This window comes from Metabacillus idriensis (assembly GCF_050483325.1).
Lineage (GTDB): Bacteria > Bacillota > Bacilli > Bacillales > Bacillaceae > Bacillus_P > Bacillus_P idriensis_A.
This window is the reverse complement of sequence record NZ_JBCMYF010000035.1, coordinates 39,965-54,401: the sequence shown is the minus strand read 5'-3', so window position 1 is coordinate 54,401 and position 14,437 is coordinate 39,965. Positions and strand designations below refer to the sequence as shown.

The window sequence follows — 14,437 nt, the reverse complement described above, 5'->3', positions numbered from 1 at the left end:
ATCGTTAATCTCAATCACCTTCACCATTGTCATTTCCGCCATTTCCGTTTCCATTCCCATTATTTCCATTCCCGTTGCCAGAAGGATTTGTTGGAGGAACTGGAACAATCGGGGTGCTTGGTTCTTCAGGGGTTTCACCTTCACCAGGCTCCCCTTCGCCGCCTTCGTCTCCCTCATCATCACCATCGCCAGGTTCTTCTTCACCAGGAGGCTGTTCACCTTCACCAGGAAGTCCTTCACCAGGAAGCTCCTCGAGAGGAGGCAATTCACCTTCACCTGGTTCTTCAGCAGGCGGTTCTTCTGGTTCAACAGGCTCTTCAATAACGGCTTCGGGAACTTTTAAAACCGCTGCTGCAGAATCACTGCGGTTTGAGCCGTCATCGTCGCTTACTGCGGTTACGTAGAATTTATACGTCGAACCGGCAGCGGCATTTGGAATCACCATACTTGTATCTTTAGTAGTATTGATCACTTGTGCTGGACCTTCATCGACAGATTGGCTGATCTCAAAGGATACAGCGTCTTTTAAGTCATCTTTATAGTCCCAGCTGAGTGTAATCTGATTGCTTGCTTGATCATAATCCACTTTAAAACCGGATGGCTTCGCAAGACGTTTGTATTGCTCAGAAACTTTAGTAGGCTCTGTTCCTTTTACAAAATACTCGCTGATTTTTTTGCTGTCAGGAGTAAATTTGCTTGCAAGCTTCGGAGGATTTGAACCATTTTCAACCGTTACACTTATAACGGAATTCGGTTTTTTAAAGTCTTTGCCATCACCGCTTGAAACTTCTGAAATTACTTCTTTAAAGATTTTTTTTGCAAGCTGCTGATCTGTTTTTGTTAAGTGCATTTTTTCATCGTTTTTCATATATCCAGTCCATACAGCTGCTGAGTATTCAGGTGTGTAGCCTACAAACCAGCTGTCTTTGGCACCGCCGGCAGGAACGTTGTATCTTGCTTTGTCTTCTTCAGAGAAGTTCGTTGTTCCAGTTTTTCCTGCTACTGTAACACCAGGGACCCGGGCAGCTGTACCTGTGCCTTCTTCAACAACTGAGATCATCATATCAGTTGTCATGTAAGCTGTATAATCACTCATGGCAGCTTCAGGCTCAGGAGATAGGTCGATTTCTGTGCCATCGCTCAGAACCACTTTCGTTACAGCGTGAGGCTCTGTATAGATCCCGTTATTTCCGAATGCAGCAAATGCTCCTGCCATATGAAGAGGGGAGACGCCGGTATCAAAACCGCCAATAGAATAGGCTTCCGGTATTTCTTCTTCGAGCGGAATGCCAAGACCTGCTGCAAAGTCCCGTGCTTTATCAACACCGACCTCCTGCATAGCTTTTAGTGCAGGAATATTGCGTGATTGTGCGAGAGCATCACGAATAGACATTTGTCCTTTATATCCTCTGTCAAAGTTATTGATTTTGACGCCATTTGAGTAAGTATAAGGTTCGTCTTTAATTTGTTCATACGTTGACCATTTTAAGTATTCGATTGCCGGACCATAATCCAGAACCGGCTTAATCGTTGAACCTGGCTGTCTTCTCGTATCAATTGCATAGTTGAAGTCCCCGACATTCTGATTGCGGCCTCCGCCGATTGCACGGATTTCGCCTGTTTCTGTATCAATAAGGGTTAGCCCGGCCTGGAAGTTGTCATCAGGATAGCCGATCTCACTTCCATTCAGTAATTCTTCAACATAATTTTGGGCATCTGTATCTATTGTTGTATATATTTTTGCGCCTGCTGAACTTGCATCAATGTCTGTTTTATCTTTTACTTCTTCAATAACTTGCTCTATATATGCACTGTAAGGATTCGATTTTTCTCTTTCTGGGACGACCGTTGACTGTACAGGCACTTTCTTAGCTTCTTCTGCTTCTTGTTCAGTAATGAAACCTTGTTTGACCATTAAGTTAAGAACGATATTTCTTCTTTTTTCAGCTGACTCCGGATTTTTTCTCGGATCAAAATTTGTAGGGCTCTGCGGAATCCCAGCGAGCATTGCAGCTTCATGCAGTTCAAGGTCCTTTAGCTCTTTTCCGTAAAATCCTTCTGCCGCTTTCCCGACACCATAGTATTGAGGATGGTAATAGATTTTGTTTAAGTACATTTCCAGGATTTCATGCTTTGAATATTTCTGCTCTAATTGAAAAGCGAGCCAAAGTTCCTGTATTTTTCTAGTGATTGTTTTTTCATGTGTGAAAAAGGAATTTTTAATTACCTGCTGTGTGATCGTACTGCCGCCCTGTGAGCCGAAACCCTGTGTGAAGTTCGCTATTACAGCTCCGCCGAGACGGATGACATCTACGCCGCTGTGCTCGTAAAAACGGGCATCCTCAGTTGCAAGGACGGCTTCTTCTAATCTTTTGGGAATATCATTATAAGATATATAGGTTCGTTTTTGGGCTCCAACTTCCGATATTTCATTGCCTTCTTTGTCATAGATAGTAGAAGAGTAGGAATCCTTTAATTTTTTCTCATCAAGCTTCGGGGCGCCTGCAGCAATTACTGCAAAAGTAACTCCGCCTGCAATCAGGCCAATCAGACCGACGGAAACTAAGATGAACAGGATGCGCTTAAAAAGAGAGCCTCGCTCTGGTTTATTTGGTTTTTTGTTTTTGCTTTTACTTGTTTGCGCTAACGCTTTTCTGCGTTCTTCACGGCTTTTATATTGATCTGACATTGCTTTTTCCAACCTTTCATTTTACAAAATCCGCTTCACTTAAGGATTATAGAAAATAGAGTTTTTCCAATACCTTAATATAATCAATTCTGGGCTGATAGCCAAGCGGAATGGGGTGGGATGTTACTTCTATTTCTTTTTTTGTGATCGACTTTCTTCCGCCGTTTTCTTTTCTCTCCCAAAATTCAAGAAGAATGGCCGCTTCCATTAGGTAAAATGTTTGGAAGGCAGAAAGAATGACGAAAGAGATTCCGCCCTGGTCAAGAACCATTTTCATATGCCTCACTTGATGTTCATGGAAGTTTTGAAGCGGGAAGGATGTTGTGCTTTGCGTTTCTTTTGCTTCAAAGTCAATATACTTACCTTTATAAACACCATTATAGTCTGTTGTAGATGACTGTTTGAAATAAGCTTCCCGGATAACGGCAGCACTCCGTTTAGGGTAATCCACATTTACAATTTGAACAGGGGTCGGTTTTTTATGAATGACAGCGATGCATCTGTCTAAATAATACTGATTCGTTTCGTTCAAATCTTCCTCAAGCGTCATCCCTCTGTTGCTGTAAGTTTCTTTCGGCTCCCGCTGTTTAGGGGGAGATGTACTCGGGTTATACGTTTTTCCGTTAGGATAACGAAAAATCATTTCTTCCCTCCTCAGGTAAAACTATTACTTATCATATCAAAAAAAATGAAAAAGACATGGTGAAAAAGTTTCGATTTTGTTAACGCTGGTAATGTGTACTTCGGCTTCAATCAGGAGAGTCTATAAGAAGTGAGGTGAACTATGCACATCAATCAAGATTTCCAGCCGAATCAAAGAACAGTGGAAGAAAATAATATTATAGCACTTATAAAGAATACGACATTAAAAAAAAATTACGACAACATATCGAGAACTGAAAGCTACAATCTATATTTTAAAAGAAATCCCGAAATAAGATGGGCATTTCTTGCCGGCATGGTATCTCGGAATGCCGGTTACTGTATGACGGATTTGAAGGGCACTTGGTTTCAAAAAATGATAAATAATAAAATGATAAAGGCATTGTTTCTGACTTATGAAGATGCAAACTGGCTCATTTTCTCCGATGCGTTTCCACAGCTCATGCTGTATGAGATCTCAAAAAAGACAGGCCGGCCTCTTTTTCACTTGCTGGATGAATTCCATGTTTCGCCTTTTATGAAAAAAGTATGGCATGATTTTTGGGAAGAAAAAAACATTGAACATTTAATGACGTCGCTGATTATTAACGAACAGCATTTAATTCAGAAACCGATTATCGAAAAGGCTGTTTTTAAGAGAAAGGTTTTTCATACACCGATGTTTTTCTTTCAGGACCTCTTTCATTTTAGCACAGTCGTTTTCCCTACTATAGAAGGCAGATTATTCGGTTTTTCCGTTCACGATTTTAAAAAGCTGAAAAGCCGCATCAAGCTTGGAAGGTCTTTAGCCTGGCTGCTTTTTCATCCCGATTTTTTTCCTTATTTTATGGACTTTTCAGAACGGACAACCCATACAGGGTCAAGATTTGATTATGAAAAGTATTTGAGCGGCGGAAGAAAAAGAGACACACCTTACTTAAGAACATCCTATCCGGTGATCTCCCACCAATTAGACGTAAAAGAAAGAAATTGGTTTCACGGCCAGCCGATGAAAAAATGGTACAGCCCGCTGCCAAGACCAAAAGAACTCGAAATGACAGAGTGGCTTATAAATAAGCAAAATCAGATGCATGCATTTTCTTTGCTGAATGAATACGTAATCAATAAAGGGAAAAGAAGCAAGGACTAATTGATCCTTGCCTTCTTTTTTGAAGCAAGTGGTCCCAGCTCCGCCTCCTAGCCCTCGGCCAGAACAAAATTATCCAATTTATCTGGAACCCCTCCAATTAATATGGAAACCCCATGAATTAATTGCAGAACCCCTCCAATTAATTTGGAAACCCCATGAATTAATTGCAGAACTCCTCCAATTAATTTGGAAACCCCATGAATTCCGACGCCCAGCTCCTCGGCCAGAACGGCTCCGCCAGTAAAGGCAAAAAGCGCCTTCACTGTCGGATCCTTATCTGTCTGTCGGAGCTAAACGAAATTTCGTAATACACAGTGTCCAGCTCCGCCTCCTAGTCCCTCGGCCAGAACAAATTCCCCTAAAAAGGCGGGACCCGGACTTTTCAGGTGAATTCTTATCTGTCTGTCGGGCCTGACCAGTCGGCTCCGCATTTCTCATTGTCCAGCTCCATCGCCCAGCTCCTCGGCCAGAACGGCTCCGCCAGTAAAGGCAAAAAGCGCCTTTTCTGTCGGATCCTTATCTGTCTGTCGGAGCTAAACGGCCGATTCCGCATTTCTATGTCGATGGGCGGTTCGGCCCGCCGAGCTTTTTATCGAGGTCGTTTTTTGATGGTGCCTGAGATTGTTGTTTTTGCTGTTTCTTTTTCGTTTCTTTTGCCATGTTGCCACCTCCTAACAGTATTGTTTGCCAGCAGATTGATTTCATGCAGAATGTCGCATAAGCGAATGTCGAAAATTAAGCTTTATCCAATATTTTCTTCTTTCTTTGGCGAATGGAAACTAGTTTTGTCACCCTTGAAGGGAGGAGGGAAAAGCTTCTCGAATAGTACCTGTAGATTGAAAGGAGGAGTCAGCGTGGAGCACCTCATACCTAAGATGGTTGTAGAAAAATTATTGATGGAATTAGATGAAGAGATGACGAAATTAGAACTTGCCATACAAAAGAGAGTAACGGAAACAATCTGCCAAAGTGAAGAAGAACTGTATAAGAACATGGAAGGCGCTGCTCAGCATGCAATGGAAGCCAGCAGATTTTTTAACGAAGAAGGGATCAGGGAGGACACGAACTCCAGAGTTCAGCCGAGGTACCGATTAAGTTACTAGAAATCAGATGATGATGGAATTTTAGGTTCATGTTTGGTAAGATACCCCAGAGAGGTGATGCGGAACATGAATACAAAAATTCTGAATAACTCAAATAAACTCCTTCATATAACTGGCGAATGTGTCTGCCGCTTTGAAAATGACGCAAAGAAAAAAGACGAAGTCGATTTTTTTAATGAAGTAAAGCCAGCATTTGAAGAGGCGATGGCGATCATGAATGACTGGAAAGAAGATGTCTTGACATGGAGAATTACGGCAAGACCAAAATACTTATTTCCGGCACAAATCGACTCTACCGTTGAAAATTTCGAACAGCTTGTGCTGCAGTCTTTTTATAAGGAATCAAAACCAATACGATTTAAAAACATGAAACAGTCCATTGACTATGTGATTGAACAAGTCATTGCACATATTCAGACGGAAAGCTCCTTATAGAAGAGGGGCTTTTTTTCGTTATAAACGAAAGGAAACCGGCAAATTTGAACCGGTTTCCATCTTTTATTCATCAATCTCGCGGGCATTTTGAAAGGTCACAGCACGGTCTCCCTCACTTGCCACAGGCTCAATTGCATATTCGACATCTTTAGAATGTTTCGCAGCGGCAGGCTGTCCTTTTTTTGAAATCGTTAAATCCTGCCCTTTTTTCTGGTGATTGAAATCTTTGCCTCTTCCCATATAAAAACCTCCATGTTTTTGATAGTAGAGTCCTTCATAATATGGTTCCATTCAGCAGGATTATGTATATAAAAAGAAAAAACAGAGAAGGGATTCCTTCTCTGTCTAAGAAAATATTGGCTATGCGTTTACTTTCTGTCCGGGATTAGATGTGTCAGACGTTTCAAGCAGCATGACAGCAGTTCTGTATTCGCTGATGGATAATTCACCTTTGATGTACATGGTTTTAATGAAATTCAGGAGCTCGCCCATGCTATTCGGTTCATATTGCTTCGCTTCAAAAAATGCAGTTTTTATGCTTTGAACATTCATCATAAATCTCCTCCCATTCCCCTTGCTAATATCGTATCATGTCATTTTTTTTTCTTAATTTTTTGTAAAATTTAAACTTCCGACAATAGTTGACATATTTTTTCACTTTGGAGGATAAGCACGGCAGCCCTTTTTTCAGCATACCTATGAAATAGCCTAATGTATGTGAAAGGGGTATGAATCATGTATTCAGCCGGAGAAAATTCATTTAAAAACCGCAGAAGAAAAAAAGAAGAAAGAATTAGCTATTACTATCCATATGAAGGGTATCCTCCATATGAAAACCCGACATATTTACCTCAGGTTCAACATAATTATCAACAAATGCAGCAAAATCCAGCTTACTATCAGCAGGGACAAATACCGCCTTATATGAATGGCTATCAAGCACAAGGGTTTCCGCTTCAGCAGCAGCAGTCTATGATACAGCAGGCTATGTATGCAAATCCTTATCCAAAGCCTGTGCCAAATGCTAAAAATCAGGCTGGAGGAATCTCAACTGTCATGTCTCAATTTAAAAAGCCGGACGGACAAATGGATTTTAATAAAGTAATGGACACGGCAGGGCAGATGATGGGGGCAGTGAACCAGATGAGTTCGCTTGTTAAAGGTGTGACATCCATGTTTAAAGTGTAAATTGGGCTTCCTGCATTAAAAGATAATATAAAGAGGTGTTCTAGTTGGTGACAGGCGCAATATCAAGCGTGTTCGATCAAATCAGCGTTCATCCTCAGCTGGTTATAGTTGTGCCAGCCTTGATGATTTTGGGTTATGCCTTAAAAAGAACTCCAAAAGTTCAGGATTGGATGATTGTCTGGATTCTGCTTGGAGCGGGTATAATTGCAAGTATTTTTACATTGGGTTTTTCTGTAAGCAGCGTTGCAAATGGATTCATAGCTGCAGGTGCTGCGATTACAACTCATCAGGCATATAAACAGTCAGTAGTCGAAAGAGAAAATGATGATCAAAACAAAAACGCGTGAAAGGCAGCACGCGTTTTTGTTTGTTAAGATTCTTTGTTTTCAGATGCGAATTGACGGGCCAGAGCCTGCTTAACCTCTTGATAAGACAAGCCTGACTGTGCATTAAGCTGTTTTACTTTGTCAATATCCGTATTACTGTATTTTCTTGTATTTATAAATTCATTCGTTTTCATTCAAACACCTCTAAAGCAGTTCCTCATAAACTTCATTCAGCTGCTCAACACGCACATAATCCTGTTCACCCATGGCGTGCTTGATTTCATGAGGAAGCATTTTATTTAAAAATGACAGTTCTTTTTCAGATAAATCTCTCACAAAATGTTTTTCGTCATCAAAGGATTGCTGAGACAGCTTTTGGTATAAGTGCCTGCTGACTTCATGATCCTCCAGATAATTGGACAGGACTTCCCGCAAATAGCTCAGTGATTTATCCATTTTCAGCGGTCCTCAAAATATTTATTGGCTTTTTCCTTATCGCTGCCGGAATAATAAGGGTTCTCTTCTGCAGGGGTGGAAGAGTCAAGATTTGTCTTAATCACAAGTCTTGGTGAATCTGAAGGTTCTGCGATTATATGTTTCGAATGCTGATTTTGCATGTCATGCACCTCCTGATTATAGTTTCTTATAGAAGGGACTATATTATAGTGTTAATTTTTGGAGGTGAAAATGACACTCAAACAGGAAATGAAATCATCAAACAGCTGTTTTTATAAGTTGTCTTTAATTGATTTTTATCTGGAGCAATAGGCAATAATACTGTTTTAGAGAGATGACCGCATGTATGGGAAACGCTTGTGCCTTCTGTATGCCGGATGTTGACTTCTTCCTGATGGGTAATCGTGATGGTTAAATAACATTCATGCAGTTCAAAGCGGACTTGATCGTTTTTAATTCCGGGAAGCTCCGCTTTAACATAATAATAGCCATTCTCTTCGAACTGGGAAATTGTCAGACAGGTTGCACTGCCTTTTAACTGAAACCTTTTTTCAAATTCATTTAATTCCTTTTTAAATAAGCTTTCCCCAAAAAATTGTTCAGCGATCTCATGAAGATGTTTTTTTTCACTCATTTTATCCTCGCTCCGTTCTTTTAGGCTAAAATATGCATCAAACCGGGAATTGGTTGCTCGAATGAAGCTTTTTGTGATTAAATAATGATAATAAATAAGGGGACGGGCTTTTTCGCTCTTAGGTAAACGTTTAAATTCAGGGGTACAGGGTATTTTTAATAGTAGAAACGAATGCAGAAAAGGAGAATGAATATGCTTAAAAAATTATTTGGCAAAAAAACTGAAAAGCAAACAGAAGAAACGGTTTACGCACCTCTTACAGGAAGATTGCTAAACCTTGAAGATGTTCCGGATCCGGTTTTTTCTCAAAAAATGATGGGTGACGGAATGGCGGTTGAACCATCTGAAGGTACACTTGTATCTCCAGTTGAAGGAGAAATCATTCAGCTTTTCCACACGAAGCATGCGATTGGAATTAAAAGCTTAACAGGCATGGAAATTCTCCTTCATATCGGACTTGAAACAGTTGCGATGAACGGGGAAGGTTTTGAAGCATTTGTAAAAGAAGGCGATAAAGTAAAGCCCGGTGACAAATTAATTACATTTGATCTGAATTTAATTAAAGAAAAAGCAGCGAGCACGATTACACCGATCATCATCACAAATGGCGATATCATCGAGAACGTGCAAAAATCTCCATTAGGCGAGGTTAAAGGCGGCTCTGATAAAGTATTTGAAATTAAAGTGAAATAATAAAACCAATGAAGCGGGCTGCGGCCTGCTTTTTTCATGCAGAAATAATGCTCCGGGTCATAAATGAGGAGACGATTTCTAAGCTATATTTCCCAGCAGGCTGTATTGAAGAACTCATTAGATTTTCCAATAATTAAATATGAACGGTTCTGCTTAAAAACGAACATTTATTCTGTTAAAATAAAGAAAGAGGTGAAGCGCATGAGAAAAAAGCAGTCACTGGCAGAAATCATTGAATTTCTTAAAAAGGATGAGCAGTTCAAACATCAGGTCGTACATGCTCATACTATTCAGCCAAAAGAAGCGAAAACGGCGGAAATGCCTGCTTCAGTAGACCCGAAATTAAAATCAGCTCTTGCAGCAAGAGGCATACATAATTTATATACACATCAGGCTACGGCCTATGAGCTTGCCCATATGAAAAAAAGCTTTGTAGCAGTGACACCGACCGCTTCTGGAAAAACACTGTGCTACAACTTGCCGGTCCTGCAGCAAATACTAAATGATGAGACGAGCAGAGCTCTCTATTTATTTCCGACGAAAGCACTTGCGCAGGATCAGAAAAGTGAATTGAACGAACTAATTACAGAGCTTGGAGTGGATATTAATTCTTATACGTATGACGGCGACACAGCCCCCAACGTCCGAAATGTCATTCGCAAAGCGGGGCATATAGTCATGACAAATCCGGATATGCTTCACTCTGCGATTTTGCCGCACCATACGAAATGGGTTTCTCTTTTTGAGAACTTAAAATATATCATCATAGATGAGCTTCATATTTACAGGGGGATTTTCGGCAGCCACGTTGCCAATGTGATAAGAAGATTGAAACGCATCTGCCATTTTTATGGAAGTGACCCGGTGTTTATTTGCACATCAGCCACGATTGCAAATCCGCAGGAGCTCGCAGAAAATCTGCTGGAGGAGAAGATGGCTCTTGTTGATGACAACGGGGCACCTTCCGGTAAGAAGCATTTTTTATTTTACAACCCTCCTATTGTGAATAAGCCTCTGAATATTCGAAAAAGCGCTACGCTTGAGGTCAGAAAAATTGCAAGCGAACTATTAAAAAACAAAATTCAGACGATCGTTTTTGCAAGAAGCAGGGTGCGTGTTGAAATCATCTTAACGTATTTGCAGGAGCTGATTAAAGGTGAGCTTGGCAAACAGACGATAAGGGGATACCGCGGAGGCTATTTGCCAAAGCAGAGGCGGGAGATTGAAAAAGGGCTCAGAAATGGCGAAATCCTTGGTGTGGTCAGTACAAATGCTCTTGAACTGGGAGTGGATATCGGTCAGCTTCAAGTGTGCATCATGACTGGATATCCGGGAACCATTGCAAGTGCATGGCAGCAGGCGGGAAGAGCCGGGAGAAGAAGCGGGGAGGCGCTGATTGTCATGGTCGCTGGATCCACGCCGATTGACCAGTATATCATTCAGAACCCAGATTATTTTTTCAAGCAAAATCCCGAAACAGCTATTATTAACCCCGATAATCTGATTGTTTTAGTAGACCATGTAAAATGTGCGGCGTTTGAACTGCCTTTTAAAAAAGGCGAGAATTTTGGCAATGTTGAGCTTGAGGATATCCTTGAGTTTTTGACAGAAGAAAAGGTGCTTTATTACAATCGGGACCGTTATCACTGGATGAATGATTCCTTTCCGGCCCATAATATCAGTCTGAGATCCGCTTCTCAGGAAAACGTCATTATCGTTGATCAGTCTAACATCGCTCACGTTAAAGTGATTGGGGAAATGGACAGATTCAGTGCAATGACTTTACTTCATGATGAAGCCATTTACCTGCATCAGGGGATTCAATATCAGGTTGAAAAGCTTGATTGGGAAGAGAAAAAAGCGTTTGTAAGAGAAGTGGATGTTGATTATTTTACAGACGCAAATCTTGCCGTTCAGCTGAAAGTGCTGGAGGAAGATAAATCAAAAAGCATTGAAACTTATCAGCTTGGTTTTGGGGATGTAACCGTACAGGCGATGGCTACGATTTTTAAAAAAATAAAATTTGATACACATGAAAATATCGGTTCAGGTCCCATTCATTTGCCTGAAGAAGAACTGCATACGAATGCTGCCTGGATCAGTTTATCAGATGAACTGGCTAATTCGCTGAAAAAAGACAGGCTCGAGGAAGCGCTGCTTGGAATTGCACATGCACTTAGACATATTGTCCCATTAAGTGTCATGTGTGACCCATCTGATATCAGTGTCATTCCGCAAATGAAAGCAACTCATAATGATCAGCCGACCGTATTTCTGTATGACCGCTATCCAGGCGGGGTGGGGCTTGCAAATAAAGTATTTGAAACAATGGAGATCGTCCTGCAGGAAGCGATGGCGATGATTGCCGGCTGTCCATGTGAATCCGGATGCCCGTCATGCACAGGACTTGAAGGATCTGCTCATCAAAAAGCCGATACCCTTCAATTATTACTCCAGTTAAAAGGAGCAGATAATCCTTGTCATTAAAAGGAAAGTTAAATCGATTAAAAACACATATGTCGCTTGAAGGCAGTATGGATACTGCCCAGACGCCACATTTAGAGGACGTTCCTTACCTTGAAAAGTGGGCATCACTGGATGCATTGCCTTTTTGGTTTGATGGAGAGTATTGCTTGGTCAGAGAACGCACTTATCCTCTGGACTATAAACACGGTCTCTATCAGATGGGTGAATTCCATAGAGCCGTTGCTCTTTGGAATGAAAGAAACAGCCCGCATCCATTATCATCTAAAGACCATGATTCCCATGAATTATTTTTCTTTGATACAGAAACAACGGGACTTGGCGGCGGAGCAGGCAATACAATCTTCTTGCTTGGGCACGCACAGGTTTTCCATGACAAAGTAATAGTTAAGCAGCACTTTCTCCCTAAACCGGGAAATGAAGTCGCTCTTTATCAAAGCTTCTTAAGCGATGTGAATACGAAAACTCTCGTAACCTATAATGGGAAAGCCTTTGATTGGCCACAGGTGAAAACACGGCATACTCTAGTGCGCGAACAAGTGCCAAAACTGCCGGCATTCGGTCATTTTGATTTGTTTCATGCAGCGAGAAGATTATGGAAAACAAGCTTGGAATCCGTAAAACTCAGCATTGTAGAGAAAGAAATACTGGGCATTATCCGTGAGCATGATGTACCTGGATACCTTGCTCCTATGCTGTATTTCAGCTTTGTTCAATCACAGGATCCCGATCATATTGAGGGGGTTCTGATCCATAATGAGATTGATATTCTTTCTTTGATTACTTTGTATACTCATCTTTCTTACCGAATCTTGTTCCCGGGTGTCGAAGCGACGGATACAGAACAATATGAAGTGGCAAGGTGGCTGCTTTCTGCCGGAGATGGGGAAACAGCTTTCGACACATTCAAATCTGTAGCTGACCGCAGTGAGGCGAAAGAATTTGAGGCGAAATTCGAAATGGCCATGCATTTAAAAAAGAAGAAAAACTTGCTGGAAGCACTGCCGTTATTTCAGTCCGTTGCTGATGGATCAAGCATGAAACAGAAGGTGAAAGCTGCTGTAGAGCTTGCAAAGTATTATGAACATAAAGAAAAGGATTATGAAAAAGCACTGTCTTATGCGACTTCTGCTTACTTGACGATCAAGGCAAAAGATCTAGCATTAAAAACGAACTCGGAAAAAGAGAAGCTTGAGATCTTAAAAAGAATGAAACGATTAGGAAATAAAAACAGGTGATTATTCCCCGGGGAAGCGCAAAATCAGCGGTTTTTCGCGAAGAATTTGTCGATATTGTGAAATTTTGCAAAGATGAAAATAGGTAATTGTAGAATCGTGTAGATGTGTGTAAAATTAAGGACTGTAAACACTATCTGCATGGGGTGAACGGAATATGTACAAAGGGATTTTCTACTTGTTTTTCATCGTTTTATTTGCAACTGTTTTTATCTTTTCAAACTTCAAAGACACTTTCTACGCTTTCTTGTAAAAAATAGGTTAATGCATCAGTACATGTACACACTTTTCTTCATAGACTATCACTGTAAGACAGATAAGAAATGAAGGAAAGGAGTCAAACAAATATGATGCCTAATAACAATATGCCTAATATGGTTTCTCCGATGGGACCGAATATGCCAAACATGGTGTCGCCGATGGGACCGAATATGCCTGCTGTAGGCGGAGCTCAAATGGGACCGAATATGCCTGCACCGAATATGGTTGGCGGAGCTCAAATGGGACCAATGGGACCAACTAAAATGTGTCCGCCGATTGTCCATCCGACAAAATGCTGTGTACAGCACACATTTTCTACAACAGTCGTTCCGCACATTCATCCAACCCATACAACTGTAGTTAACCATCAAATGGTCCAGCATAAACATTTTTTCCCTCAAACACAATCTATGGCAAATCAGGTTTCAAACCAACAATTTAACTGCGGCGGCGGTCCAAGACCACCATTTAGTCCTTACGGCCGTTAACCTCAGATAGTAGGAGCTGATGCTAGCGTGTCAGCTCCTATCTTCTTTTGAAGGGAGACGATACATAGATGAAAGTAGTAACAGTGTCCGGATATAAGCCTTTTGAACTTGGCATTTTTAAAAAAGATGATCCAGCCATCGGATATATTAAAAAAGCAATAGAAAAGTCATTGCGCCAGCTGATTGATGACGGCTTAGAATGGGTATTGATAAGCGGACAGCTTGGCGTTGAGCTATGGGCTGCAGAGGTTGTCTTTGATTTGCAGTTGGAGTATGATGAATTAAAGCTTGGTGTGCTTACACCTTTTTTAGATCAAGAAGAGAAGTGGAATGACGACAATAAAGAATACTATGAATTCATTCTGTCTCAAGCTGATTTTGTTGATAGTATCACAAAACGAAAATACGAAAATCCGAATCAGTTTCGCTTAAAAAATGAGTTTTTTGTTTCGAAAAGCCAAGGTTTGCTGCTTGTTTATGATGAAGAAAATCAAGGATCTCCAAAATTTTTGCTGGATACGGCCAGAAAAAAGGCGGAAGTAAACGAATATTCATTAATGATGATTTCTTTTTCAGACCTGCAAATGATTGTAGAAGAAGAACAGAGTAAATCGGATGGATTTTGGTCAAGTTAGCGAAGAGAAATTGACAAT

The 14,437-nt window shown here is 40.9% G+C and carries 20 protein-coding genes; 10 read left to right on the top strand and 10 right to left on the bottom strand.

Annotated features, from left to right (window positions below; translation table 11 throughout):
• Positions 1-10 precede the first annotated feature (10 nt).
• Together ABEQ24_RS20615 and recU are read right to left on the bottom strand one after the other, a co-directional pair.
• Positions 11-2,689, bottom strand: coding sequence for a PBP1A family penicillin-binding protein (locus ABEQ24_RS20615; RefSeq protein ID WP_430008536.1), 2,679 nt, complete (start codon positions 2,687-2,689; stop codon positions 11-13).
• Positions 2,690-2,735: 46 nt separating this feature from the next.
• Complete coding sequence (recU, locus tag ABEQ24_RS20610; RefSeq protein WP_430008680.1) at positions 2,736-3,329, bottom strand: Holliday junction resolvase RecU; 594 nt, start codon at positions 3,327-3,329, stop codon at positions 2,736-2,738.
• Between the two features lie 144 nt (positions 3,330-3,473).
• Between recU and ABEQ24_RS20605 the strand changes: the two genes are divergently transcribed.
• Positions 3,474-4,481, top strand: coding sequence for a DUF2515 domain-containing protein (locus ABEQ24_RS20605; protein ID WP_430008535.1), 1,008 nt, complete (start codon positions 3,474-3,476; stop codon positions 4,479-4,481).
• 47 nt (positions 4,482-4,528) lie between these two features.
• Here ABEQ24_RS20605 and ABEQ24_RS20600 read toward each other — a convergent pair whose 3' ends face one another.
• Positions 4,529-4,744: a hypothetical protein gene (locus ABEQ24_RS20600; protein ID WP_430008534.1), complete on the bottom strand. Its 216-nt coding sequence runs from the start codon at positions 4,742-4,744 to the stop codon at positions 4,529-4,531.
• A 292-nt stretch (positions 4,745-5,036) separates the two neighbouring features.
• A complete protein-coding gene (gene sspM / locus ABEQ24_RS20595) occupies positions 5,037-5,141 on the bottom strand; it encodes an acid-soluble spore protein SspM (RefSeq protein WP_070876319.1) in 105 nt (34 codons plus the stop codon).
• A 194-nt stretch (positions 5,142-5,335) separates the two neighbouring features.
• Between sspM and ABEQ24_RS20590 the strand changes: the two genes are divergently transcribed.
• A complete protein-coding gene (locus ABEQ24_RS20590; protein ID WP_430008533.1) occupies positions 5,336-5,584 on the top strand; it encodes a hypothetical protein in 249 nt (82 codons plus the stop codon).
• A 66-nt stretch (positions 5,585-5,650) separates the two neighbouring features.
• Positions 5,651-6,019, top strand: coding sequence for a DUF1798 family protein (locus ABEQ24_RS20585; protein WP_430008532.1), 369 nt, complete (start codon positions 5,651-5,653; stop codon positions 6,017-6,019).
• Positions 6,020-6,082: 63 nt separating this feature from the next.
• Here ABEQ24_RS20585 and ABEQ24_RS20580 read toward each other — a convergent pair whose 3' ends face one another.
• Positions 6,083-6,259, bottom strand: a complete 177-nt coding sequence (locus ABEQ24_RS20580; RefSeq protein ID WP_430008531.1) for a hypothetical protein — start codon at positions 6,257-6,259, stop codon at positions 6,083-6,085.
• 120 nt (positions 6,260-6,379) lie between these two features.
• Positions 6,380-6,574 (bottom strand): YppF family protein, encoded by a 195-nt coding sequence (yppF, locus tag ABEQ24_RS20575; RefSeq protein WP_430008530.1) that lies wholly within the window; start codon positions 6,572-6,574, stop codon positions 6,380-6,382.
• Between the two features lie 180 nt (positions 6,575-6,754).
• Between yppF and ABEQ24_RS20570 the strand changes: the two genes are divergently transcribed.
• Together ABEQ24_RS20570 and ABEQ24_RS20565 are read left to right on the top strand one after the other, a co-directional pair.
• Positions 6,755-7,207 (top strand): YppG family protein, encoded by a 453-nt coding sequence (locus tag ABEQ24_RS20570; RefSeq protein WP_430008529.1) that lies wholly within the window; start codon positions 6,755-6,757, stop codon positions 7,205-7,207.
• Between the two features lie 47 nt (positions 7,208-7,254).
• Positions 7,255-7,554 (top strand): phage holin family protein, encoded by a 300-nt coding sequence (locus tag ABEQ24_RS20565; RefSeq protein ID WP_430008528.1) that lies wholly within the window; start codon positions 7,255-7,257, stop codon positions 7,552-7,554.
• 23 nt (positions 7,555-7,577) lie between these two features.
• Here the strand turns inward: ABEQ24_RS20565 and ABEQ24_RS20560 are convergent, their stop codons facing one another.
• The 4 genes from ABEQ24_RS20560 to ABEQ24_RS20545 form a co-directional block, all read right to left on the bottom strand.
• On the bottom strand, positions 7,578-7,727 hold the full coding sequence (locus ABEQ24_RS20560; protein ID WP_430008527.1) for a hypothetical protein: 150 nt from the start codon (positions 7,725-7,727) through the stop codon (positions 7,578-7,580).
• A 10-nt stretch (positions 7,728-7,737) separates the two neighbouring features.
• On the bottom strand, positions 7,738-7,989 hold the full coding sequence (locus ABEQ24_RS20555) for a sigma-G-dependent sporulation-specific acid-soluble spore protein CsgA (RefSeq protein WP_430008526.1): 252 nt from the start codon (positions 7,987-7,989) through the stop codon (positions 7,738-7,740).
• A gap of 2 nt (positions 7,990-7,991) precedes the next feature.
• Complete coding sequence (locus tag ABEQ24_RS20550) at positions 7,992-8,150, bottom strand: hypothetical protein (RefSeq protein ID WP_430008525.1); 159 nt, start codon at positions 8,148-8,150, stop codon at positions 7,992-7,994.
• A 77-nt stretch (positions 8,151-8,227) separates the two neighbouring features.
• Complete coding sequence (locus ABEQ24_RS20545; RefSeq protein WP_430008524.1) at positions 8,228-8,623, bottom strand: Hsp20/alpha crystallin family protein; 396 nt, start codon at positions 8,621-8,623, stop codon at positions 8,228-8,230.
• Positions 8,624-8,815: 192 nt separating this feature from the next.
• Here ABEQ24_RS20545 and ABEQ24_RS20540 point away from each other — a divergent pair, with 192 nt between their 5' ends.
• The 5 genes from ABEQ24_RS20540 to ABEQ24_RS20520 all read left to right on the top strand — a co-directional run bounded on the left by ABEQ24_RS20540 (position 8,816) and on the right by ABEQ24_RS20520 (position 14,419).
• On the top strand, positions 8,816-9,316 hold the full coding sequence (locus ABEQ24_RS20540) for a PTS sugar transporter subunit IIA (RefSeq protein WP_430008523.1): 501 nt from the start codon (positions 8,816-8,818) through the stop codon (positions 9,314-9,316).
• Positions 9,317-9,517: 201 nt separating this feature from the next.
• Complete coding sequence (locus ABEQ24_RS20535) at positions 9,518-11,803, top strand: DEAD/DEAH box helicase (protein WP_430008522.1); 2,286 nt, start codon at positions 9,518-9,520, stop codon at positions 11,801-11,803.
• Positions 11,794-13,038, top strand: coding sequence for a ribonuclease H-like domain-containing protein (locus ABEQ24_RS20530; RefSeq protein ID WP_430008521.1), 1,245 nt, complete (start codon positions 11,794-11,796; stop codon positions 13,036-13,038). The genes ABEQ24_RS20535 and ABEQ24_RS20530 overlap by 10 nt, the downstream gene beginning before the upstream one ends.
• 344 nt (positions 13,039-13,382) lie before the next feature.
• Complete coding sequence (locus tag ABEQ24_RS20525; protein ID WP_282958546.1) at positions 13,383-13,784, top strand: spore coat protein; 402 nt, start codon at positions 13,383-13,385, stop codon at positions 13,782-13,784.
• Positions 13,785-13,852: 68 nt separating this feature from the next.
• Positions 13,853-14,419, top strand: a complete 567-nt coding sequence (locus ABEQ24_RS20520; RefSeq protein ID WP_430008520.1) for a DUF1273 domain-containing protein — start codon at positions 13,853-13,855, stop codon at positions 14,417-14,419.
• Positions 14,420-14,437: the final 18 nt, after the last annotated feature.

What these genes read in the sequence shown, in the direction of transcription:
- ABEQ24_RS20545 (WP_430008524.1), bottom strand. Translation starts at nt 8,623, where the DNA reads ATGAGTGAAAAAAAACATCTTCATGAGATCGCTGAACAATTTTTTGGG.
- ABEQ24_RS20605 (WP_430008535.1), top strand. Translation starts at nt 3,474, where the DNA reads ATGCACATCAATCAAGATTTCCAGCCGAATCAAAGAACAGTGGAAGAA.
- ABEQ24_RS20580 (WP_430008531.1), bottom strand. Translation starts at nt 6,259, where the DNA reads ATGGGAAGAGGCAAAGATTTCAATCACCAGAAAAAAGGGCAGGATTTA.
- ABEQ24_RS20560 (WP_430008527.1), bottom strand. Translation starts at nt 7,727, where the DNA reads ATGAAAACGAATGAATTTATAAATACAAGAAAATACAGTAATACGGAT.
- ABEQ24_RS20585 (WP_430008532.1), top strand. Translation starts at nt 5,651, where the DNA reads ATGAATACAAAAATTCTGAATAACTCAAATAAACTCCTTCATATAACT.
- ABEQ24_RS20615 (WP_430008536.1), bottom strand. Translation starts at nt 2,689, where the DNA reads ATGTCAGATCAATATAAAAGCCGTGAAGAACGCAGAAAAGCGTTAGCG.
- ABEQ24_RS20540 (WP_430008523.1), top strand. Translation starts at nt 8,816, where the DNA reads ATGCTTAAAAAATTATTTGGCAAAAAAACTGAAAAGCAAACAGAAGAA.
- ABEQ24_RS20520 (WP_430008520.1), top strand. Translation starts at nt 13,853, where the DNA reads ATGAAAGTAGTAACAGTGTCCGGATATAAGCCTTTTGAACTTGGCATT.
- ABEQ24_RS20570 (WP_430008529.1), top strand. Translation starts at nt 6,755, where the DNA reads ATGTATTCAGCCGGAGAAAATTCATTTAAAAACCGCAGAAGAAAAAAA.
- ABEQ24_RS20550 (WP_430008525.1), bottom strand. Translation starts at nt 8,150, where the DNA reads ATGCAAAATCAGCATTCGAAACATATAATCGCAGAACCTTCAGATTCA.
- ABEQ24_RS20525 (WP_282958546.1), top strand. Translation starts at nt 13,383, where the DNA reads ATGATGCCTAATAACAATATGCCTAATATGGTTTCTCCGATGGGACCG.
- sspM (WP_070876319.1), bottom strand. Translation starts at nt 5,141, where the DNA reads ATGGCAAAAGAAACGAAAAAGAAACAGCAAAAACAACAATCTCAGGCA.
- ABEQ24_RS20555 (WP_430008526.1), bottom strand. Translation starts at nt 7,989, where the DNA reads ATGGATAAATCACTGAGCTATTTGCGGGAAGTCCTGTCCAATTATCTG.
- yppF (WP_430008530.1), bottom strand. Translation starts at nt 6,574, where the DNA reads ATGATGAATGTTCAAAGCATAAAAACTGCATTTTTTGAAGCGAAGCAA.
- ABEQ24_RS20535 (WP_430008522.1), top strand. Translation starts at nt 9,518, where the DNA reads ATGAGAAAAAAGCAGTCACTGGCAGAAATCATTGAATTTCTTAAAAAG.